Origin of the sequence: Rheinheimera sp. (genome assembly GCF_036782235.1) — a bacterium.
Classification (GTDB): Bacteria; Pseudomonadota; Gammaproteobacteria; order Enterobacterales; family Alteromonadaceae; genus Pararheinheimera.
The window spans coordinates 56848-79279 of record NZ_DAIPZL010000015.1 but is presented as its reverse complement, the minus strand read 5'-3'; the positions used below and the strand labels follow the sequence as shown (position 1 = coordinate 79279).

Sequence of the window (22432 nt, the reverse complement as noted above, 5' to 3'; positions counted from 1 at the left end):
GCTGATACACTGGCTCTGGTTGCTGGTATACAGGTTCAGGCTGCTGATACACTGGCTCTGGTTGCTGGTATACAGGTTCTGGTTGTTGTTCTATTGGCCGGGGTTGTTCAACTACAGGCTCAACCGGTCTGAACATATCTCTGTTGTGTGTACGTTCCAGCTCGGCCGGAACCTCTGTGGTTGGTAGCTGCTGGTCGGCTGGCATACCTGAGTTTGTGTTGTCAGTGATATCAGGCACAGGCTGAGGTCTGATTTCCTGTTCCAATCCTGCGTCTTTCAGACTGTACTCATTTTTGTCTCCTGACACAGTTAAGGCGGGATGTAGTCTGTCCTCTGTGCGGCTTTCTACTGTCGGCTCAGTTTGAGTCTGTTCCGGTAGCATAACATCGTTCTGATGTTCAATAACAAGGGCGTTACTGTCGTTATCCCGCATTATATCCCTGTTGCGTTGCAGCCGTTCTACATCGCGGGCAGGATCTGACCCCATGACCTGCTCCTGCGTAGAAACTGGATACTGGCGCTGAATATCCTGATCACCGGGCAAAGCTACATTCTGTTGCTGGCGCTGTTCGGCAGCCCAGCGCCTTCTTTCGCCAACGTCGTCCTGCCGGTAATCCGCACCGCTGAATTCACGGTTTGGCTGATAACTGGTGTGATACACCACACCATGACGGTGGTGCGGGTTGTGGCGCCAATGCCGGCGTTCTTCATGACGGATAATATCGTCATAACGGTAATAATGGGTCGGTCTGTGGTAATGATTAATCACCACCACTTCACGCCTTGGCCAATAAAAAGTGGAAAAATAAAAGCTGGTTGAGACTCTTGCTCCTGAACCCCAATACACCAAAGATGCGTGGTTGCCATACACCGGATGTGGCCAGTGAATGGGCGGATAATCACGCCACCACCAGTCGCCATACACAACCCGGGTGTCGTACACAGGTACATATACTACTTCGCGCTGGCGTGGTTCAATAATGATCACTTTTTCTTTTTCACGTCGCTGCACCGTAATGTGTTCCTGATCTTTCAGGTTGCCTGCAGCATAGGCTTTTTCCCGCAGCGCCTGGACTGTTGCCATCACCTGTTGCTGCTGAATTAAAAACGCATCTCCAAGCTTTTGAGTCCATTCTAGTTCGTTATTCATCTTGGTTAACAAGGGCGCAAAAGCGACCAGAGCGCGCACACTGGGATCCCAAGGTTCATTTTCGGCGGCTTTTAAGGCTTGCTCAGACGTCATGCCTTTTTGTGCACTGAGCCAGCGGGTAGCCTTTACAATTTCAAGTGGATAAGTAGCGGCAATCAGCACATGAGACAACACTGTGTCCGGATATAAGGCAACAGGCGCCAACATTTGATCAAGCTCTGCCTGGCTGAATAACTTCTGACCGGCACTGGCCTGTTGCTGCTGCGGATTTGGCGATGTTGCCTGCTTACTGGCGCCGGCAGAAATGGTTTTTGTCTGGCGTTTAGCGGAGTCTGCCTTTTGCTCTGCAGCGCCTGCCAGCGGGAATTGCAACGCCATCGCAAGACTTAAGGTCATGGTTGACAACCGTAACACTGAGCTTTTCATTAACAAACTCCCGCTGCTTTGGCAGCTTCAGGCTAAAACGACACAGATACACTTGGGGGCAACAGTCTTACAGCACCCAGTTATCAAAACTTATGACACAGCGGATCTGAACAGGTTCTGAATTCGCCGGATACTTTCATATTTTTCTTGTTTCTCAGGACTTACGCCATAACTGGCGCGGGTGAAAACCTGTGACCAGCGCTGTGCCTGTTAACACTGTCAAAGCACCTACCGCGGTATGCCAACCCACTTGTTCATGCAAAAACAACGCGCCCCACAACACACCAAATACCGGGATCAAAAAGGTCACAGTGAGCGCCGGTGTGGCACCAACTTCCTGCACCAGCTTAAAATACAACAGATAAGCAACACCGGTACACACAACACCAAGTGCCAGTACCGCAAGGGCAACTTGCAGGCTCAACTGTGTTTCTGGCCCTGGTAGCAAAGTCAATGGCAACAACACCAACACAGCGCCCCACATACTGCCCTGCGCATTGGCAAAAGGCTCTACTGCTTTGGCCCTTCGGGTGTAATGGGTGGCAATGCCATAACAGCCGGCTGCACTTGCTGCTGCAGCTACAGCCAGCAAGGCACCACTTTTAAGCAGCACAGGGTCAAAACCAACCAAAATGGCAACACCACAAACACCGAGCAGCAAGCCTGCAACCACAACAAAGGACAACGGCTGGCGGAAAAACAAAATACCAATCAGCGCGCCCCAGATAGGGGCTGTTGCGTTTAACACCGACAATAACGAGGCTGTGAGCACTGTGGCCGCGTAAGCAAAAAGTAAAAATGGCAGGGCCGAGTTAATAAAACCCAGCTTCAGATAATGCAGCCAGTTTTGCCGCCAATGCAATTTTTTATGCAACACCATGGCAATCACCGACAAAAAGAGTGCGGCAAATAACACCCGGCCAGACATCAATAGTGAAGGCCCCAAAGCTGGCACTGCAATGCGGATAAATAAAAACGAAGCGCCCCAGATAGCCGCCAGCAGCAACAAACGCCCGACATTCATTAACGACATCCGTCAACTCCATGGCAAGCAGCGACCCGATGAACAGACGCTACTCAGTTTGTGGTAAATATGCAGTAAAACTGCAATCTTCCGCAAAAACCTGCTTGCATGACTTCGCAGTTTTATTGCATAATCAACGCGCTTCATTTTTGCTTTATTGCTTCCGCCCATGCATTTTTGCATGGGCTTTTTCATTTTGGGAACGCGACAACTCAGCGGCTGGTTGTATCATCCTGGTTGATCCGACTGGCCACAGCGCCGGTTTGTTGCTGATACTTGGCATCTGTTCTTTTGTTGTAAGGACGGTCGGCCGGCCCTGTCATCAGTTCAAAATTCAGTGCACCTATTTTCATACCAGGGCGCAGCGCCAGCGGTAAACGGCCACTGTTATAAAATTCCAGCACTATATTGCCAGACCAACCCGGATCGATGCGGTGTGCTGTCACATGTACCATTAAACCAAGCCGCGCCAGGCTGGAACGACCATCCAGCCAGCCAACAATATCTGCCGGTAAAGTGACAGACTCCAGCGTAACAGCCAGCGCCAGCTCGCCTGGGTGCAGGTAAAATGCTTCATCGTCTTCAAGCACCAGCTCTTCACTCATCACTGAATCCAGTGCTTGTTGTACTTCTTCCCGCGGCCCGCTTAAATCAATAAAAGGTGCGGCGTAAGCGGTAAAACTTCTGAATTTATGCCCCAGGCGGATATCCACACTCACCCCGCTGATCATGTCGCGGGACGGCATAGGTTCAATACAAATTTTGCCATCTGCCAGATAGCGTTCAATGTCGCGGTCACACAGTCTCATGTTAATCGTCCGTTATAATAATTTGTGGTTGTTGGGCAATTTTGTGCTGGGCTTGCCAGTATAAAGCGAAGATCAATTGCCTGGCTATTTTCTGATAAATTTCAGCACATTGTTCATTTTTGTTTAGCACTATAGGCACACCTTCGTCACTGTGCTGCCGAATTTGTTTTTGAAGTGGCAACTGGCCAAGCACCGCCACCTGATAACGTTCTGCTAACGCTACCCCACCTTGTGAGCCAAAAATGTCGTCGATATGACCACAACTACTGCACTGGTAATAACTCATATTTTCCACCAGGCCCAGTAACGGAATATTCACCTGGCGAAACATCGCAATACCTTTTTGCGCATCAGCCAAAGCCACATCCTGCGGTGTTGTCACTATCACAGCGCCGTCCACAGGCAATTTTTGTGACAATGTCAGCTGAATATCCCCTGTGCCAGGTGGCATGTCGACCACCAGATAATCAAGCTCAGGCCATAGCGTTTCATTTAAAAGTTGCAGCAGCGCCTGGCTCGCCATAGGGCCACGCCACACCGACGCAGCCTGTGGGTCAACCAGAAAACCGATAGATTGCATAAAAATGCCGAATTTATGCACAGGAGATAAATGTTTGTCATCCGGTGAGGTTGCTTTAGTGCCAACCAGTCCCAGCATAGTCGGAATCGAAGGCCCGTAAATATCGGCATCCAACAGCCCTACTTTGGCACCTTGCTGTGCCATCGCAATAGCCAGATTAACAGCCGTGGTGGATTTGCCTACACCGCCCTTGCCTGACGCAATTAAGATGACCTGGCGGATGTTGCCAAGGCTTGGCGGTACCGGATTCTGATACCTGAGTGCTACTTCACCGTTAAAACCCGCCGCAGCCATGGCTTGTTGCAATAACGGCAACATAGCATCCGCTGCAAAAGGTAATTGAATTAAAAGACGGTTATCAGAAAACTCTATATCAGTGGCAAGCTGTGATAAGGCCACCGGCATTTCATCAGTCTGAAACTGATCCAGCACCTGTTGTTGGGCGCTGCTGAGCTTTGTTGTGTTTTTATTTTTCCACCAACCAAACATCGGATACCTGCGTTCAAAAACCAGTTTATGTTCTGGGGTTTTTGCCTGTGCCACTGCCGTGACAGAAAAAAACTAAAAATACGATGTGCTGCTAGCAGAAAAGCGGGCAGAACTGCCGCAGCGGGAGTGCGCTTTAACGGCCGTTATTGTATCATGTTGTCATCTCTTTTCAGTTATTTATGCATTCAGAGTTTGATTTGATGACGCAACGTAAAATTTTGATCACAAGCGCCCTGCCATACGCCAACGGTCCTATCCATTTAGGCCACTTATTGGAATATATTCAGACCGATATCTGGTCGCGTTTTCAAAAAGCGCGCGGTCATCAATGTTATTACGTCTGTGCTGATGACGCCCACGGCACCCCTATTATGCTTAAAGCACAACAACTGGGTTTAACGCCGGAGCAAATGATTGCGCAAACGTCCGTTGAGCATCAGGCCGATTTTAAAGATTTCCTGATTGGTTTTGATAACTACCACAGTACCCACAGTGATGAAAACCGCGCTTTTGCCAGTGAAATTTATCAAAAGCTGGACGCCGGTGGTTATATCAAACGTAAAACCATCAGCCAGCTGTTTGACCCGGAAAAACAGATGTTTTTACCGGATCGTTTTGTCAAAGGCGATTGCCCTAAATGTGGTGCCGTGGATCAAAACGGCGACAGCTGTGACGCCTGTGGTGCAACCTACAGCCCGACTGAGCTGAAAAACCCACGTTCTGTGGTATCAGGTGCCACACCGGTATTAAAAGATTCAGAACATTATTTCTTTGATTTACCCGCTTTTGAGCAAATGTTGCAGGACTGGACCCGCGGTGGCTCTTTGCAAAGTGAAATGGCCAATAAACTGCAGGAATGGTTTAAAGAAGGTTTACAGCAGTGGGATATCAGCCGCGACGCGCCTTATTTTGGTTTTGAAATTCCAGGTGCACCGGGCAAGTTTTTTTACGTTTGGTTAGATGCGCCTATCGGCTATCTGGCCAGCTTTAAAAACCTCTGTGATAACACCGGTATTAACTTTGACGACTTCTGGAAACTGGATTCTGACGCTGAGGTGTATCACTTTATCGGCAAAGACATTATTTATTTCCACAGTCTGTTCTGGCCCGCCATGTTAGATGGTGCCGGTTACCGTAAACCAAGCAGCGTCTTTGCCCATGGTTTTGTCACAGTGAATGGCGCCAAAATGTCCAAATCACGTGGTACCTTTATCAAGGCCCGTACTTATCTGGATAACTTAAACCCTGAGTATCTGCGTTATTATTTTGCGTCAAGACTCACTTCCGGCATTGTGGATCTGGATTTAAACCTCGATGACTTCTCGCAAAAAGTGAACGCCGATTTAGTGGGTAAAGTGGTTAATATCGCGAGCCGCTGCGCCAGCTTTATCAGCAAAAAATTCGACAGCACTTTATCTGCCGACATTGCCGAGCCTGAATTACTTTCCGACTTTGTGGCGCAGGGAGAAAGCATCGCTGCAGCATTTGAGCAACGTGAGTATGCCCGCGCAATCCGCGACATAATGGCGCTGGCAGACAAAGCCAATCAGTATATCGACGCCAAAGCGCCCTGGGTGCTGGCCAAAGATGAAAGCAAACAGCTGGAAACCCATCAGGTCTGTTCTATGGGCATCAACCTGTTCCGCGTGTTGATGCATTATTTAAAACCAGTGCTGCCGGCCATGGCCGCTGAAGTAGAAGCCTTTTTAAATATTGAATTGCGTTGGGATAATTACCAGACAGCGCTGAAAAGTCACAAAATCAATACTTTTAAACCGCTGATGCAGCGGGTTGATCCAGTCAAAGTGCAAGCCATGGTTGATGCATCCAAAGAAAATTTACAGGCCGCTGAGCCTGCAAAAACTGCGGTAAAAGCGGATAACAAAACCGAAGTAAGAACGTCAGGCACTGCAGATCCCGCAGCTTTTGAACCTTTAGCACCGATGATTCAGTTTGATGATTTTGCCAAACTCGACTTAAGGGTTGCCCGAATTGTCAGCGCCGAACATGTCGAAGGTGCCGACAAACTGGTGAAACTGCAACTGGATTTAGGTTTTGAAAGCCGTCAGGTGTTTGCCGGTATTAAGTCTGCTTATGACCCAGCAGATTTAGTCGGCCGGTTAACTGTGATGGTGGCCAACCTGGCACCCCGTAAAATGCGGTTTGGTATGTCAGAAGGCATGGTGATGGCGGCAGGCCCTGGTGGCAGTGATATTTTCCTGCTGACGCCGGATGATGGTGCAACCCCTGGTATGCAGGTGAAATAAACCCAATCAGGGCGCTGCCAAATACAGCGCCCTGTTTTTATCAGCTTATTGTTGATTTTATTGATGTAAATTCAGTTCCCCAAATTTGTTTTTGTTAGAATAAGCAAATCCCGACAGGCTTAAGGACAGCAGATGTCTGCCACTATCCGCTCATTTTCTTCGTTATACCTCGCCACTTTACTGATGGTACTGGCGGCGGGCTTGTTAACCACTTATCTGGGTTTACGCCTGGCCGCTATTGATGTGTCCAAAATCTGGATAGGCGCCATGATGTCGGCTTATTACCTTGGCCTGGTGGCTGGTTCCAAAATTGGCCACCGCCTGATTGCCCGAGTGGGCCATATCCGCGCTTTTGTCGCAACCGCAGGCATAGTGACGGCGTCGGCGCTCGGTCATGCGCTGATTGATGATTTAAATGTCTGGTTACTGCTTCGGCTGATGGTCGGTATTTGTATGATGTGCCAATACATGGTGCTGGAAAGCTGGCTGAATGAACAAGCAGACAGCAAAAACCGCGGCACTGTGTTCGCAAGTTATATGATTGTGTCTTATCTCGGCCTGGTGCTGGGTCAGGGCGCCATGAGTTTAAACCCGGAACTGACCATCAAACCATTGTTGCTGGTCGCAATTTGTTTTGCGCTTTGTATAGTGCCTTTGGCGCTGACCCGCCGTATTCACCCACAGCCTATGCGCCCTGCACCGTTAAAAATTAAGACGTTCTGGCTGAAAGTGCCGCAATCACTGACCACTATTGCGCTGGCCGGCATGATAGTAGGTTCTTTTTATGGTCTGGCACCGGCTTTTGCCGCAGCCCAGGGCATGAATACCGAGCAGGTTGCCGCTTATATGGCAACTACAGTCATTGCAGGTTTACTGGCGCAGTGGCCAATGGGTAAATTATCAGACAGAATTCGCCGCTCCAGGCTTATTCGCACCAATACTGTGCTGCTGGGCACTTTGGTGCTGGGAATGGCAGTGTTGCCACTGTCGGGCTATCTGCAGCTGGTGTTTACCTTTTGTTTTGGCGTGCTGGCTTTTACCCTTTATCCGCTGGCGACTGCCCTTGCCAATCAGAATATTGAACAGGATGAACGGGTGGCGCTGTCGGCGACTATTTTGCTGACCTTTGGCCTTGGCGCCAGCACAGGCCCGCTGATTGCGTCCGCTTTTATGCAATTTGGCGGCAGCCGCATGTTATACGCTTTTATGGCATTGGTGGCGGCCTTGTTGTTCCTACGCTTAACTCAGGTCAATTATCAGCAAAAACAACAGGAGAAATCCCAGCCTAAAGATTATGTGATGGCATCGGGCGACTTAGTGTCGTCGCCACTGGCTGCCGCTTTAGATCCAAGGGTTGATCAGGCCACAGCACAACAACAACTGATGGCCGAGCCGGAAGTGGTTGTTGCTGAACCCGGTCAGGGTGTGCAGCAGGAGCTGGTGTTTGAAACAGAGCCCGTCGCCAGCAGCGAAACCGCTGAACCCGTGCCACCTCAGACTGAGCAGGTTACAACAGCGCCTGATGACCCTACCCCAGTCGCATCAAAAGATAATAAAACGTCCTGAACCAACTGCGCCAGAAAAGCTAAGCTTTAGCCAACCTTCAGCCTTTCTTCCCCCTTGTTTGGAGGGCTGAGGGTTAACACCAGTTTGCCAACCACCGCATTACTGGCAAGTAACTGATGCGCCTGCTCTGCCTGTTGCCAGTCAAATACCTGAGCTATCACTGGTTTGATGGTCCCTGCAGCCAAAGCATCGCCAAACTGATGGTGAAAGGCGCTGCAAAGCGCTGTTTTATAAGCGTCGCTGCGGTTTCTGAGCGTTGAACACAAAAGCTGACCACGTTTTTTAAACATTGGCGCCAAATCAAAAGCCGGTACCTGCCGACCGCCCATCATCGCCAGCACCACAATACGGCCATCCTGTGCCAACAGCTGCAGATCTTTGGCAATATAATCACCGGCGACCGGGTCTACAATCACATGAAACCCCTGAGGCACAGCCGCTTGAAGCGCGCTGACAAAATCAGCTTTTTTATAATTAATACAAAAATCTGCCCCCAGGTCACGACAGGCATCTGCTTTATCATCTGAGCCAACAGTCACGGCCACAGTCGCCTGTTGCAGTTTAGCCAGCTGGATGGCAGCAGTACCAACACCGCTGGCTCCGGCATGTAAAAGCACTGCACCGCCTGCAGTTAATCCGCCCAGTTCAAACATCGCCTGATAAGCGGTTAAAAACACTTCTGCTGTTGCCGCCGCCTCAACTGCGCTCACATTCTCCGGACGTTTCAGTAAATGACCACTGTGAAGCAGCGCATATTCGGCATAACCACCGCCTGGCACCAGGCCAAACACCTCCTGCCCGAGCCAAGGTTCTAAACTGACATCTCCCAAAGCCACCACAGTGCCGGCTACTTCCAGCCCCAAAATTGGACTTTCCCCCGGCGGCGGCGGATAAATGCCAGCGCGCTGGGCGAGATCGGCCCTGTTCACCCCTGCTGCCGCCACTTTCACCAGCACCTGACTGGCATTGGGCACAGGGACGGGCAACTCGGTAACCACCAGTTTGCTGTCAGGGCCCGGGCTTAGCACGTTGATGGCACGCATTGTGGTATTGACTGAACTTAAAGCAGATTTTGTATCAGTGCTTAACATTGACATCAGAACTCCATGAATAGGCGTGATTTTTTGCGCCCGACTCAGGCGGTTATTCACTATAACTCACATCTCTTTGTGGTGGTATCCAGCCTGAGGGCAGGCCAGAGCGGCAAAACACCAGACAACATCAACACAACATCAGCACAACAACATAAGTTTTACTTTAGCTTTGCGCTTTTCGTGCTTAAAATGCGCGTCTTTTCTTTTTAGCCGGAAGCCCCTTTTATGACCGCCAGCATCATTTTACAAAACGATCGTGACAAGTCGTTAAAACGCCGCCATCCCTGGGTGTTTTCACAAGCCGTCAAACAGGTGCATGGCACACCAAATTCCGGCGACACTGTTGATATTCTGAGCGCGGATGGCAAGTTTGTAGCCCGTGGTGCTTATTCGCCCAATTCACAAATTCGGGCCCGGGTCTGGACCTTCGACCCCAACGAGCAGATAGATGCAGAGTTTTTCCTGCGCCGCATTGCTCAGGCCTGGGCTGTACGTCAGCAACTTTTTGACTTAAGCCGTACCAATGGCATCCGGGTGGTGGCGGCTGAGTCGGACTCATTACCAGGTGTGACCATTGATTTATATGCCGATGTGCTGGTCTGTCAGCTGTTAAGCGCAGGTGCTGAACGGCAGCGCAAACATATTGTGGCCGCATTAAAACAACTGTTTGACGGTTATAGCATTTATGAACGCTCAGACGTGGATGTGCGTAAAAAAGAAGGTTTAGAACCGCGCACCGGTTGGTTACATTTACCCCGTGACAGCGGCGAAGTCGTGATTAAAGAAAACGGTCTGAATATTCTGGTTGATGTGGTCAATGGCCACAAAACCGGTTTTTATCTGGACCAACGTGACAGCCGTGCTGCCGCTGGCCGTTATGCCAAAGGCAAAACTGTGCTGAACTGTTTTAGCTACACCGGCACCTTTGGCCTCGCCGCTTTAACAGGTGGTGCCACTCATGTGACCAATGCCGATTTGTCGGATTTAGCGCTCGCCACAGCACAGCGCAATATGGAACTGAATCAGCTGGACTTGTCCAACGCGACCATGACCAAAGCTGACGTGTTTAAATTACTGCGCCAATATAAAGACGAAGGCAAACAGTTTGATATGGTGATTTTAGATCCACCTAAATTTGCCGAAAACAAAAGTCAGCTGGTTGGCGCCTGCCGTGGTTATAAAGACATCAACAGGGTGGCGATGCAAATTGTCAAACCAGGTGGTTTGTTATTAACCTTCTCCTGCTCAGGTTTAATGGAAGAAAGTTTATTCCAGAAAGTGGTGGCGGACGCCGCCCTTGATGCCAATCGTGGCTGTTTGTTTATTGAAAGGTTAAGTCAGGCCAAAGATCATCCTATCGCCAGCTTCTACCCGGAAGGCCATTATTTAAAAGGTCTGGTCTGTATTATTCAATAAGTCGCCATTGGCAGTATGAAACATCCAGCCGGAGTGGCCAAAAGGTCGCTCCGGCTTTTTTTACACAAGCGTTGCTGAAAAGTTATTGAATGCTGCCAGCCAAACCACTACATCCACCGCAGCAAATGGTATAAAACGGCGATTTTACTGGTTGTTGGCGCCCGACTTGGTTACCATCAGCCGGCGTTTGTTTCATTCTTGCCCACTGCGGCAATTGATTATCTGACAGGAGTTGTTATGCGTTTATTATTGGCCGCATTGGCCCTTTCCACGACTTTTGCAAGCCAGGCAGCCTGGCAGCTGGAACCCGCTCAATCACAACTGCGTTTTGTCTCTGTTAAAAACGGCACCGTGGCTGAAGTACATAAATTCAGTCAGCTGTCTGGCAACTGGGCTGATGATGGCAAGGTTTTGGTGCAAATTCCGGTAACAACTTTAGATACCTTGATCCCTATTCGTAACGAGCGGATGCTGGAACATGTGTTTAATGCCAAAAATTTCCCAACCATCAGCGCCAGTGCACAAATTGAACCTAAATTGCTGTCTGATTTAACTGTAGGCGCCAGCATGCAGCATCAGACTGAACTGAGCTTAACACTGCTGGATAAAACTCAGTCTTTACCAGTGCAGCTGACGCTGACTAAACTCAGCAACAATAAAATTCAGGCAAGCACTACTGCACCTGTACTGGTTAATAGCGCGGCTTTCCAACTGGACGCTGGTGTACGTAAATTGCAGGACATCGCCAAATTAAACGATATCAGCCTGCTGGTGCCCGTTACCTTTAACGTTGAATTTAGCCGCAAATAAAGCTGCTGTAGCGCGACCAGGTGCATAAAAAAAGACAAGCCAAGCTTGTCTTTTTTATCTGTACTTTTTAAGCAACTTAAGCAACAAAGTCAAAACAGTAAGTGCGCCATACCGGCAATCACCGGCAAAGTCACCAGCGTACGCAGCAGGAAAATCAGCAATAAATCCAATAAAGTGACTGGAATTTTACTGCCAAGTAATAAAGCGCCCACTTCCGACATATAAATCAGCTGGGTCACCGACAAAGCCGCTATAACAAAACGGGTCATGTCACTGGGCACTTCGGCAATCAGGATCGAAGGCACAAACATATCAGCAAAACCCACCATCACAGCTTTGGATGCGTCCACGGCAAAAGGAATTTGTAAAAGTTCAAATAAGGGCACAAAAGGCGCCCCCAGCCAGCTGAAAATGGGTGTGTATTCGGCAATGATTAAAGCACAGGTACCCACGGCCATAATCACCGGCAATACGCCAAACAACATATCCAGCACAGTTTCCACCCCTTCTTTGGCGGTGGCTTTGACACCGGGCGCCATACTGGCACGGTGTAAACCATGGGATAAGGCACGGCTCCAGACTGAAGTACGGCTAAAATGGCCGCCTTCAGCTTTCATATGGTCAAAACCGTCAATAAAGGTATCGGGTTTATTTCGAAGTGGTGGCAGATAAGGCAGCACTATAGCGGCGACCACACCGGCCAGACAAATGGTGCCGTAAAACTGCACAAACATATGCTCAAGTTTTACCTGCCCAAGGACCACTAAACAAAAGGTCACAGAAACTGCGGAAAATGTCGTGCCAATTACCGCTGCTTCGCGTGCTGTATAAAAACCGGCTTCATATTGTTTACTGGTCAACAGAATACCGACACTGCCATCGCCGAGCCAGGAAGCCATACAGTCGACCGCCGAGCGGCCAGGCAGCCGAAATACCGGCCGCATAATGTTGGTCATCAGGGTGCCTATCATTTCCAACAGACCAAAGTTCAGAAGTAATGGTAAAAACAAACCGGCAAACACAAAAACACACAGAAGCACCGGCAATAAATCATGAAATACCAAACCGCCGGTGGCGCTGCTGTGAATCGCCGCTGGCCCTATGGCAAAAAGCGCCAGCACAATAAACACAGCCCCTGTTAAACGTACCCAAAGCCAGACAGGCGCAGGTTTAAACAGTTTTTGCCACAGTGTATGCTGCATAAATGCCGCAGGTTTTATTTGTGTCCAGAGTGTCAATAAAGCAGAGCTGGTCACTATCAAAGCCAAAATCCACGGCATGGCACTACCCAGTGTGGTTTTTAACCAGTTGGCCAGCACAGCAACCGGAATGGTTAAACCCTTTTCCGCCGGAATAGGGGTCATAAATAAAAAAAGTCCAAGCGCAGAAGGGAGAGTAAGGATGGCGAGATGACGCCAGCTGAAATAATTGATGGCTTTGGACTCTGACATAAGGGATCTGGTTAACTCGATTAAAATTGCGGCAAGGGTAAAGACTTTCGCGCTGGCTGTCATCCAGAAAACACGCTCTTCACGTACAACTGCCGATTTTTTAACAGCTTCAGGTCAGCGGTTTTGGTACAGATGGGCGGCATTTATGTGGGTCGTTCCCGCGCAGACCGCCAATACCATCACTAATTCAGTTCAATAAACAATAAACCCAACAGGTATAAATCTTCGCCTTCCTGGGCACAACGCACCACTTTGGCATGGGCGTCCAGCGGTGCCACGCTGGGGTTATTCGAATCAAGCCGGACATGCAGCATCATGCCCATTTCCAGCGGCTCGTCGACTTCAACCGACATGCCGGTGGCGCTTAAATCACGGCAGATGCCGTCAAGCTCCCGGCCTGATTCCGGATCATTGATCAGGATCTGCACATCACAATTAATCATCATCCTAAAATAATTGCGTTTGTCGTTTCTGCTCAGCATACAATCCTCAGGCTTTGCGTGGGCTCTGCATTGTTATAATGCCAATAACAGATGCTGTAAAGGCAATATTCCGCCACCGTCCCAGCCACAGATCCTTCACCTGCTTATTTCAGCTCCTGCACTGCCAGCAGTACCCTTTTGCCGGAAATGGGATAAGGTGTGCCCAGTTGCTGCGCAAATAACGACACTTTAAGCTCTTCCAGCATCCAGCGAATGGCTTCAACTTCGGCTGGTATTGGCTTACCGGAAAATTTGCCCAGCAGATTTTTATAGGCGTCTTCGGCTTTTTGATACTCGTGCATCATTAACCGGTCGCGTTGTGGGTCTACCGGTAATTTTTCCAGCCGTTTTTGCAGCGCCTGCAAATAACGGCGTACATCATCCAGTTTGGCGGCGCCATGGGCCGAAACAAAACCTTTAAATAGCAGGGTATCAAGCTGCTGTTTAATATCGGCATTGGCATAAGCCAGGGCTAAATCCAGCCGGCCCCGAAGTTTTTTCGAAATTTCATGACCTATGGTCAGAATTTGCTCAACTTTCAGCGCTATTTGCAGCACTGTATCGCCAATTTCGGCACGCACTTTATCGCGCAGCTGTAAAAACTGTTCGTTGTTTTCCGGCCAGGGGTTCGAGGCTATTAATAAATCCACGCCGGCAGCAATACAATCATCAATCAGCTCCAGCACCTTGCCAAAAGGATTAAAGTACAATCCCAGTTTGGCTTTGTTGGGCAGCGAATCCTGCAGGTATTTTACCGGAGATGGGATATTCAGCAGCAACAAACGCCGAAGCCCGAGTTTTGACAACGCCTGTGCCTGCTCCGGGTTATCCAGCAGTTTAATCGCCACACTGTCTTTTTCATCAACCAGCGCCGGAAAAGCTTTGATCTGATAACCGCTTTGTACCTTGATATATTCGCGTGGCAGCTCGCCAAAACTCCATTCGGTCAGCTTGTCTTGCTCTATACCCTGCTCTGCCACCGCACTTAGCGTTTGTTGTACCTTGCCCTGCAGCTGTTGTTTTAACAGCGCCAGCGAACGACCTTGTTTAAGCGTGTTGCCTTTGTCATCCACCACTTTAAAGTTAAATTTTAAATGTGGTTCGAGCTGACTCAGCTCCCAGTTTTCTTCAGCAATAGTGACACCGCTCATTCGTTTTAAGCGCTGTGATACCACAGAAAGTAAAGGACCATCTTCCGGCTTGATACTTTGCAGCAAAGCGTCTGCATAATTGGGTGCCGGCACAAAGTTACGGCGCAGGCTTTTGGGCAAAGACTTAATCAGTGCCACCAAAAGTTCATGCCGAAGGCCCGGGATCAGCCAATCAAAACCTTCATCTTTAAGCTGATTGAGTAAAGTCAGCGGCACTATCAGGCTGACACCATCGTCCGGCGCGCCTGGGGAAAAATGATATTCCAGCGGCAGGGTTAAATTGTCCTGCCGCCAAAATTCCGGATAACTGTCTTCGGTGATGCTGTCTGCATTGTGTTTACGCAGTTTATCCGGGTCAAAATTAAGATAGGCCGGATCTTTTTGTTTTTGCGTACGCCACCATTTTTGAAAATCTACCCTGTTATTGGCCCAGAGTGGCACCTTGTCGGCATAAAAACCGGCCAGGGTTTCTTCATCCACCAGAATGTCGCGCCGGCGCGATTTATCTTCAAGTTCAGTGACTTCATCAATTAACCGGGCGTTATAAGCTAAAAATGCTTCATTAAGGCCAAGCTCCTGATTCACCAGCGCTTCACGGATAAACAACTGATGACACAAAGCCTCATCAATTTTGCTGTACAGCACCGGCCTTTTGGCAACGATGACCAGGCCATACAAAGTGACCTGCTCGTAGGCGATAACAGCACCGCGTTTTTTCTCCCAGTGCGGTTCAGCATAACTGCGGTTTACCAGATGCTGCGCCAGTGGCTCTATCCATTCAGGTTCAATTTTGGCCAAAGTTCTGGCGTAAAGACGGCTGGTTTCAACAAGCTCGGCGCTCATCACCCATTTGGGTTTTTTCTTAAATAACCCACTGCCTGGGAAGACATAAAACCGGCTTTGTCTTGGCCCCAGATAATCTGCTTCAGTGTCACGCTGGCCAATCTGCCCTAATAAACCAGTCAGAATAGCGCTGTGAATGCTGTGATAATCGGCATTCTGGCTATTGAGTTTAAACTGCAGCTCCTGACACACCTGTGATAACTGGCCAAATAAATCCTGCCACTCGCGCACCCGCAGGTAATTCAGCAGCTCCATTTTGCACATGCGGCGGAACTGGTTGTTACTGAGCGCCTCTTGCTGCGCCTGCAGGTAATCCCAGAGTTTCAGCATCGAGGCAAAATCAGAATCCGGCTCGGTAAAACGGCCGTGTAATTCATCGGCTTTTTGCTGTTTATCCAAAGGCCTTTCGCGTGGGTCCTGAATAGACAACGCAGCGGTGATCACCAGAACTTCGCGCAAAGCACCATTGCCGGCTGCTGCCAGCACCATACGCGCCAGTTTAGGATCGACCGGCAGCCGGCTCAGCTGCTGGCCAAGCGGCGATAACGCCAGTTTGCCCTGTTGTGCAGTTTTCAGAGCACCCAGCTCTTCCAGTAAACGAATGCCATCGTTAATAAAACGGCTGTCAGGCTTTTGTAAAAACGGAAATTGCTGAATATCACCAAGCCCCAGCGCCAGCATTTGCAAAATAACGGACGCAAGGTTGGTGCGTAAAATTTCCGGATCGGTAAATTCCGGCCGGCCTAAAAAATCTTCTTCGCTATACAGCCTGATACAAATACCGGCTGCCACCCGGCCACAACGGCCTTTGCGCTGATTAGCACTGGCCTGACTGATGGCTTCAATAGGCAGTTGCTGCACTTTGGAGCGGTAACTGTAGCGTGACAACCTGGCTGTGCCCGGATCTATCACATAACGAATGCCAGGCACAGTCAGCGAGGTTTCCGCCACGTTGGTGGCCAGCACAATACGACGGCCGGCATGGCTTTGGAAAATACGGTTTTGCTCAGTGGCACTTAACCTTGCGTATAACGGCAAAATTTCGGTGTGTGGCAGTTTGAGTTTTTCCAGTGCATCGGCTGTGTCACGTATTTCGCGTTCACCGTTTAAAAAAATCAGAATGTCACCGGGCGGCTCGCGGTACAGCTCTTCTACCGCATCAAAAATGGCCTGCAGCTGATCAGCGTCTTTATCATCGTTATCCACCGGCGCTCTGTATCTGACTTCCACCGGATAAGTGCGACCCGACACTTCAATCACAGGGGCGTTGTCAAAATGTTTGGAAAAACGCTGTGGGTCTATGGTTGCTGACGTAATGATCAGTTTTAAATCGGGGCGGCGAGGCAACAGCTGTTTCAGATAACCAAGTAAAAAGTCGATATTCAGGCTGCGTTCGTGTGCTTCGTCGATGATGATGGTGTCGTACTGATTTAAAAATCTGTCCTGCTGAATTTCCGCCAGCAAAATACCATCTGTCATCAGTTTGATATGCGACAAAGGCGAACTGTGATCGCCAAAACGCACTTTATAACCCACCTGATCACCCAGCTGGCATTGCAGCTCGTCGGCAAGTCGCTGCGCCACACTGCGCGCTGCCAGCCTTCGTGGCTGGGTATGGCCTATAAAGCCTTCCACACCACGGCCAAGCTCCAGGCAAATTTTTGGCAACTGCGTGGTTTTACCCGAGCCTGTTTCACCGGCGATAATCACCACCTGATGTGCAGCTATCGCTGCTTTAATATCTTCCCTTTTACCAACCACCGGCAGCTCGGCTGGATAACTGATGCCCGGCACTGTGGCAAGGCGCTTTAATTTGAGCGCAGCAGAGTGGTCTATGTCAGCGGCAATTTTTTCCAGCACTTTTGGCAAAGCATCGGCGCCTAGTTTTTCAGCACCATGCAAACGCTTTTTCAGACCAAAACGGTCTTTTGGCATACAAGCGGCTAATTGGGAAAATAAAGCAGATACAGTTACAGCAGCAGTCAAAACAACGCCCTCATCACAAAGAGGGCGTTATGCTAACAAGTTTCGTGAAGGCAAATCCAGCAAACTCAGCCCTACACAGCAAGATAAGCGTTCATCCAAAGCCAGAGCGCGGAAAAAGCAAACAACAAAGCTTAACTCACAGCTCGATAATGTGAATGTAATTCTTGATCTATGGCCCTTAATACGTCGGTACGGCTGATCACACCAAGCAATACCCCATTGTCGTCAACCACCGGATAAATTTTTGGTTTAGCGCCCAGCATCTGCTGAGCCAAATCAATAATGCCGGTATAAGGTTTCACCGTCAGCACCTCAGTGCGCATGACGTCGCTGACATGGGCACTCACCTGATCGTGATAAGACGACAATAACATCCGCGCCAGACAATCCTGCTCTGATAAAAAACCAACCACTTTATGGTTTTTATCGATGACTGGCCCGCCTAACTGGCCGGACGCGGCTAACCTGTCAACTGCAGTCTCAAGCGTCATGTCGGCCGCGAAAGTGACGGGATGGTGATTCATCTGGTCTGCCACTTTTAATAAGTTCATGCTTCCCCCTCAATAACAACACCACTGGCGTTTTCAAAGCAGCAATTATTGTGCTGCTGTTTCAAGCGTAGTGCATAATCGAAAGTTCAGCCTTGCTATTGTGACTTTTTCGCAAGGTCCTGAAAAATAGCCACTTCAGGCAGCTGACCTGCCGTACGTTTTGCCCGATACATGCCTTCGGTATTAAAGGGCCAGCTGATATTGCCTTTGTTATCCATCACTATCACACCACCGGTACCACCGGCTTTGACCAGCTCCTGATGGATCACCTGGTTGGCCGCTTCTGCCGCACTAACACCTGCATATTTCACTCTGGCACAAATATCAGCCGCAACACGGTAACGGATAAAAAACTCACCATGGCCGGTGGCAGAGACGGCGCAGCTTTGGTTATCGGCAAAATTACCGGCGCCAATAATAGGCGCATCTCCAATACGGCCGTATCTTTTGGCGGTCATGCCGCCTGTTGAGGTCGCAGCGGCCAGGTTGCCGCTTTTATCCAGCGCCACAGCGCCCACTGTGCCCATATTCCAGGCGGGGCTCCAGCCAGCAGACAACCTTACTGATGCCTGGTGCGGGGTTTTCGCTTCGGCTTTTTCCATTGCGGCTTTGGCTTTGATCAGTGCTTCATAACGAAACTGGGTATCAAAATGACGGTTATCAACCAGCGTTAAACCCTGAAGCTTGGCAAATTCTTCGGCGCCCTTACCTGATAACATCACATGCTCCGACTTTTCCATCACAGCGCGCGCCAGTAACACCGGATTTTTCACTGTGGTGACACCAGCCACAGCCCCTGCCGCCAGATTGTCACCACGCATGATAGAAGCATCCAGATCGTGGCCCCCTTCATAGGTGTACACCGCACCTTTGCCGGCATTAAAGAGCGGCGAGTCTTCCATCACCAACACGGCCTGAGTAACAGCATCAATACTGCTGCCCCCTTGCTCCAATACCTGATATCCGGCATTGACTGCTTCGGTTAGTGCAGTTTCATAAGCTTGTTGCTGGGCAGGCGTCAGCGCAGCTTTGTTGATAGTGCCGGCACCGCCGTGGATCACTATGGCATAAGGTGTATTGGCCATCACCGCAGTACTGACAGCCGCAGCAGCCAACGACACTATCAAAGCAGAAAAACGCATATTTTCACCCGGAAATTGATTATCAATAAAACAGTGATACCCCGAACCCGCACTCAATTGCAATGCAGGCACAAGCTGTTGCGGTCAATCAGCAAAAGATTGCGTTAAATCAAAACAGTGTCAAACCAGCTTGTTAGCATGATGTCAGTACAACATCAACAGGCTGCCAGCCTGACGTAAGGGGTAAACATATGACATTAGAAAAACATAGTCTGGTGCAGGAATTTCCGGAATATCGTGAACGTATTCATCAGCTCAAAACTACAGATCATCATTTTGCCCGGTTATTTGCCGAGTACCACGATGTGGATCATGAAGTGTATCGGATTGAACAAGGCACTGAAGTGAGTTCAGATGATTATCTGGAACAGCGCAAAAAGCTGCGGCTGAAATTAAAAGATGATTTATTTAGCGCTATTCAGGGCTAAAAACCGGCTTTTGCAGATGAAGCATCCTCTGTTCGCTGGTCATTAAAGTAAAAGGCGTTTTTATACGCCTTTTACTTTTTTATGTTATGTCCGATACAGAAGCAATCCATCAGGTGTCTGCAGCCTGACTTTTGTTAGTCACAATTTTTTGCTTTACGAAACCCAGCCGCCAGCGCTTGTTGTTCAGTGCTAAACCAACGTTGGTTTTTGCTACTGACCTGACTAAAACCGGGGCAAGTGGATAAGTGGTAAATTTTACTGTTCTGATTGCCAAGCACCTGAAGCTGATTGTCCTGATTGCGCTGCTCAGCCACGCTATTGTGAGCAGTCTGTTGTGTTAGCTCAGGGCTTTTGACTTTTGCCTGATGCTGAGGTTCCAGCTGCGCAGATAAACCATAACCTGTAGGCTGGTAATCAAGGCTCCAAGTACGGGTGCCAGTGACAAAATAATTCGGATGCCCCATCTGCTGGGCAATACGGCGGTTTAATAACAGCTCTCTGTCGTCTACAGGATCTTGCTGATGCCAGCTGATAAACAACTGCTGCTGCGCTTTTGACAGATTGAGCTTGTATTTATCCGCCATATAAAAATAAATCCGCGCTATATCACCGCGTACTTCAGCACGCGGCTCGGCCAGCTGACGCTGAAAATCGACCTTAAATGGACAAGCGCCATACTGTGGCGCTTGTGACGGCAATTCTGCAAAAGCAAAGTTGGCTCTGTCGCCGTTTATTTCACCAATGGCCGGTTTTAAGTTAAATAAATCCGCTTCCATCAAACGGAACCGCTGATCTGACTGTTGACACTGATCACGTCCGCCTTGCTGCCAGCAGCTCAGGCTTTTACCAAAATGATGGGCCGGTACCACGTGCTCCCATTCAACCCGACTGGCCCTTGGGCCATTTTTTCTGACTTTGTAACCACAAGATATTAAATCGGGTATGCCTTTACTGCCTTGCCAGCGCAGCGGACAAGCACAATAAAAAGTTTCGCTTTCATCGGCATAAATGCGCTGCGCCAGCCTTTTTGCTTCATTAAAATCATCAGGAGCGGCCAGCAAAGGTACTGAAAGCATCAGGCCAGATAACACGCAGAATAACCGCAACAACATAAAACCCACTCTTGTTGAATAACAGACGACAGTGTCTTGCTAAAAAGCGCGGCATTATGCCACAGCTGCCCCGGGGCAACAAAATCAAGGCATTGCATTTGCGCCTGCTTTACTTTGCCTTATACTGCCGCCAGTTTTGCCTGTCACCGGGGTGTATTTTGCCAGCTACTTTTTACTTTCACGATTATGAAACCTGGGGCGCGGATCCAAAAAAAGACCGTCCGGCGCAGTTTGCCGGTATTCGTACTGATCTGGAACTAAACCCCTGTGCAGAACCACAAATGTGGTATTGCCAGCTGACACCCGACTATTTACCCCATCCGGTAGCAGCGCTGATCACAGGTATTAGCCCGCAGCTGTGCCAGAAAAAAGGTCTGCCGGAAGTTCGTTTTATGCAGCAAATACTGGCGCAGTTCAGTACTGCTGAAACCTGTGTAGTGGGTTACAACAACCTGCGTTTTGACGATGAAGTCACGCGTTACAGTTTATGGCGTAACTTTTATGACCCTTACGGCCGTGAATGGCAACAGGGTAACAGTCGTTGGGATCTGATTGATGTAGTGCGCGCCTGTTATGCGTTACGACCGGACGACATCAACTGGCCTATGCATGACAACGGCAGTCCAAGTTTCCGGCTGGAAGATTTAACCAAAGCCAATGGCCTGACCCACGAGCAAGCTCACGACGCCTTAAGTGACGTGTACGCCACTATAGCCATAGCTAAGCTGATTAAAGAAAAACAGCCAAAACTGTTCCAGTATTTGTATGAACTTCGCAGAAAAACGCAGGTTCAGGCGTTGATTGATGTGGCGGCCATGATGCCACTGGTGCACGTTTCGTCCAAGTTCCCAGCCTCGCAGGGCTGCTGCAGCTGGATAGTGCCGCTGGCTTATCATCCAACCAATAAAAACGCTGTGATTTGTTTTAATCTGCAGGCAGACCCAAGACCGCTGCTGGAATTGCCGGCGGCCGAATTACATCAGCTGCTGTACCGCAAAACGGCTGATCTGGCCCCAGACGAGCAGCGCCTTGGGTTAAAACTGGTGCATCTGAATAAATGCCCTGTGCTTGCCAACGCCAAAACCTTATCTGAACAAAGAGCAGCTGAACTTGGTATCGACCGGGCCGCTTGTCTTGCCCATCTGGACTGGTTACGCCAACACCGGCAACTGCAACAAAAAGTGGTGGAAGTTTATCAGCTCGAAAGCGACTTTAAAGCAGAAACCAACCCCGATTATGCGTTGTATCAGGGTTTTTGCAGTGACCAGGACAAACAATTGATGCAATACCTGCATCAGCTGAGCCCGGAGCAGCTTGCGGTCACGCCACTGCTGTTTCAGGACGATAGGCTTAATCAGTTGTTGTTCAGATTCCGCGCCCGCAATTATCCAGACAGCCTGAACTACGACGAGCTGCAAAAATGGCAGCGTTATTGTCATGATAAATTAACTTTGGGTTTGGATAATCCGTCTCTGACGCTGGAAGAGTTTACCATCGCGCTGGAAAACGCCGTTGAACAGCATCAGGGAAATGAGAAAAAGCTACAACTGCTGCAGGCGCTGTATCGTTTTGTCGCTGGTGGTTAGCATAAACCTGCAGCGTCCAACTGGACTCAAACCCAGAACAGGCGTAGGATAACTGTCAATCCAGTTTAC

At 49.4% G+C, this 22432-nt stretch carries 17 protein-coding genes; 6 read left to right on the top strand and 11 right to left on the bottom strand.

Annotation, left to right across the window (positions count from 1 at the left end; translation table 11 throughout):
* The 4 genes from V7P87_RS14460 to apbC form a co-directional block, all read right to left on the bottom strand.
* Positions 1 to 1576: DUF3300 domain-containing protein (locus V7P87_RS14460; protein WP_333798053.1), on the bottom strand; the 1576-nt coding region annotated here is incomplete at its 3' end.
* 154 nt (positions 1577 to 1730) lie between these two features.
* Positions 1731 to 2609, bottom strand: a complete 879-nt coding sequence (locus V7P87_RS14455; RefSeq protein ID WP_333798052.1) for a DMT family transporter — start codon at positions 2607 to 2609, stop codon at positions 1731 to 1733.
* A 203-nt stretch (positions 2610 to 2812) separates the two neighbouring features.
* Positions 2813 to 3409 (bottom strand): dCTP deaminase, encoded by a 597-nt coding sequence (gene dcd, locus V7P87_RS14450; protein ID WP_333798051.1) that lies wholly within the window; start codon positions 3407 to 3409, stop codon positions 2813 to 2815.
* 1 nt (position 3410) lies between these two features.
* On the bottom strand, positions 3411 to 4478 hold the full coding sequence (gene apbC, locus V7P87_RS14445) for an iron-sulfur cluster carrier protein ApbC (protein WP_333798050.1): 1068 nt from the start codon (positions 4476 to 4478) through the stop codon (positions 3411 to 3413).
* Positions 4479 to 4678: 200 nt separating this feature from the next.
* On the opposite strand from apbC, the gene metG reads away from it, so the two are divergent.
* Positions 4679 to 6745 carry a methionine--tRNA ligase gene (metG, locus tag V7P87_RS14440; RefSeq protein WP_333798049.1) on the top strand — a complete coding sequence of 689 codons (2067 nt, stop codon included), beginning with the start codon at positions 4679 to 4681 and terminating at the stop codon, positions 6743 to 6745.
* Positions 6746 to 6877: 132 nt separating this feature from the next.
* Positions 6878 to 8311, top strand: coding sequence for an MFS transporter (locus V7P87_RS14435; protein WP_333798048.1), 1434 nt, complete (start codon positions 6878 to 6880; stop codon positions 8309 to 8311).
* A 26-nt stretch (positions 8312 to 8337) separates the two neighbouring features.
* On the opposite strand, the gene V7P87_RS14430 is transcribed toward V7P87_RS14435, so the two are convergent.
* Entirely contained in the window at positions 8338 to 9408 is a 1071-nt protein-coding gene (locus V7P87_RS14430) for an NAD(P)H-quinone oxidoreductase (RefSeq protein ID WP_333798047.1), read from the bottom strand.
* A gap of 222 nt (positions 9409 to 9630) precedes the next feature.
* Between V7P87_RS14430 and V7P87_RS14425 the strand changes: the two genes are divergently transcribed.
* Positions 9631 to 10821, top strand: a complete 1191-nt coding sequence (locus V7P87_RS14425) for a class I SAM-dependent rRNA methyltransferase (RefSeq protein ID WP_333798046.1) — start codon at positions 9631 to 9633, stop codon at positions 10819 to 10821.
* Positions 10822 to 11058: 237 nt separating this feature from the next.
* Positions 11059 to 11631, top strand: a complete 573-nt coding sequence (locus V7P87_RS14420) for a YceI family protein (RefSeq protein WP_333798045.1) — start codon at positions 11059 to 11061, stop codon at positions 11629 to 11631.
* A gap of 89 nt (positions 11632 to 11720) precedes the next feature.
* On the opposite strand, the gene V7P87_RS14415 is transcribed toward V7P87_RS14420, so the two are convergent.
* From V7P87_RS14415 to V7P87_RS14395, 5 genes are all read right to left on the bottom strand, one after another.
* Entirely contained in the window at positions 11721 to 13082 is a 1362-nt protein-coding gene (locus V7P87_RS14415) for a YjiH family protein (RefSeq protein ID WP_333798044.1), read from the bottom strand.
* Between the two features lie 182 nt (positions 13083 to 13264).
* A complete protein-coding gene (locus V7P87_RS14410) occupies positions 13265 to 13564 on the bottom strand; it encodes a PilZ domain-containing protein (protein WP_260656554.1) in 300 nt (99 codons plus the stop codon).
* A 104-nt stretch (positions 13565 to 13668) separates the two neighbouring features.
* Complete coding sequence (hrpA, locus tag V7P87_RS14405) at positions 13669 to 17544, bottom strand: ATP-dependent RNA helicase HrpA (protein ID WP_333798043.1); 3876 nt, start codon at positions 17542 to 17544, stop codon at positions 13669 to 13671.
* Positions 17545 to 17675: 131 nt separating this feature from the next.
* A complete protein-coding gene (locus tag V7P87_RS14400; protein ID WP_260656556.1) occupies positions 17676 to 18095 on the bottom strand; it encodes a CBS domain-containing protein in 420 nt (139 codons plus the stop codon).
* Between the two features lie 95 nt (positions 18096 to 18190).
* Positions 18191 to 19237, bottom strand: a complete 1047-nt coding sequence (locus tag V7P87_RS14395; RefSeq protein ID WP_333798042.1) for an isoaspartyl peptidase/L-asparaginase family protein — start codon at positions 19235 to 19237, stop codon at positions 18191 to 18193.
* Between the two features lie 191 nt (positions 19238 to 19428).
* Between V7P87_RS14395 and V7P87_RS14390 the strand changes: the two genes are divergently transcribed.
* Positions 19429 to 19665, top strand: coding sequence for a YdcH family protein (locus V7P87_RS14390; RefSeq protein WP_333798041.1), 237 nt, complete (start codon positions 19429 to 19431; stop codon positions 19663 to 19665).
* A 134-nt stretch (positions 19666 to 19799) separates the two neighbouring features.
* Here the strand turns inward: V7P87_RS14390 and V7P87_RS14385 are convergent, their stop codons facing one another.
* Positions 19800 to 20777, bottom strand: coding sequence for an endonuclease (locus tag V7P87_RS14385; RefSeq protein ID WP_333798040.1), 978 nt, complete (start codon positions 20775 to 20777; stop codon positions 19800 to 19802).
* Positions 20778 to 20935: 158 nt separating this feature from the next.
* Between V7P87_RS14385 and sbcB the strand changes: the two genes are divergently transcribed.
* The gene (gene sbcB / locus V7P87_RS14380; RefSeq protein ID WP_333798039.1) at positions 20936 to 22363 is read left to right on the top strand and encodes an exodeoxyribonuclease I; all 1428 of its coding nucleotides are present in this window, start codon (positions 20936 to 20938) and stop codon (positions 22361 to 22363) included.
* Positions 22364 to 22432: the final 69 nt, after the last annotated feature.

Excerpts from the sequence above, each read along its gene's own strand:
- V7P87_RS14455 (WP_333798052.1), bottom strand. The coding sequence starts at position 2,609 with ATGTCGTTAATGAATGTCGGGCGTTTGTTGCTGCTGGCGGCTATCTGG.
- dcd (WP_333798051.1), bottom strand. The coding sequence starts at position 3,409 with ATGAGACTGTGTGACCGCGACATTGAACGCTATCTGGCAGATGGCAAA.
- apbC (WP_333798050.1), bottom strand. The coding sequence starts at position 4,478 with ATGTTTGGTTGGTGGAAAAATAAAAACACAACAAAGCTCAGCAGCGCC.
- metG (WP_333798049.1), top strand. The coding sequence starts at position 4,679 with ATGACGCAACGTAAAATTTTGATCACAAGCGCCCTGCCATACGCCAAC.
- V7P87_RS14435 (WP_333798048.1), top strand. The coding sequence starts at position 6,878 with ATGTCTGCCACTATCCGCTCATTTTCTTCGTTATACCTCGCCACTTTA.
- V7P87_RS14430 (WP_333798047.1), bottom strand. The coding sequence starts at position 9,408 with ATGTCAATGTTAAGCACTGATACAAAATCTGCTTTAAGTTCAGTCAAT.
- V7P87_RS14425 (WP_333798046.1), top strand. The coding sequence starts at position 9,631 with ATGACCGCCAGCATCATTTTACAAAACGATCGTGACAAGTCGTTAAAA.
- V7P87_RS14420 (WP_333798045.1), top strand. The coding sequence starts at position 11,059 with ATGCGTTTATTATTGGCCGCATTGGCCCTTTCCACGACTTTTGCAAGC.
- V7P87_RS14415 (WP_333798044.1), bottom strand. The coding sequence starts at position 13,082 with ATGTCAGAGTCCAAAGCCATCAATTATTTCAGCTGGCGTCATCTCGCC.
- V7P87_RS14410 (WP_260656554.1), bottom strand. The coding sequence starts at position 13,564 with ATGCTGAGCAGAAACGACAAACGCAATTATTTTAGGATGATGATTAAT.
- V7P87_RS14400 (WP_260656556.1), bottom strand. The coding sequence starts at position 18,095 with ATGAACTTATTAAAAGTGGCAGACCAGATGAATCACCATCCCGTCACT.
- V7P87_RS14395 (WP_333798042.1), bottom strand. The coding sequence starts at position 19,237 with ATGCGTTTTTCTGCTTTGATAGTGTCGTTGGCTGCTGCGGCTGTCAGT.
- V7P87_RS14390 (WP_333798041.1), top strand. The coding sequence starts at position 19,429 with ATGACATTAGAAAAACATAGTCTGGTGCAGGAATTTCCGGAATATCGT.
- V7P87_RS14385 (WP_333798040.1), bottom strand. The coding sequence starts at position 20,777 with ATGTTGTTGCGGTTATTCTGCGTGTTATCTGGCCTGATGCTTTCAGTA.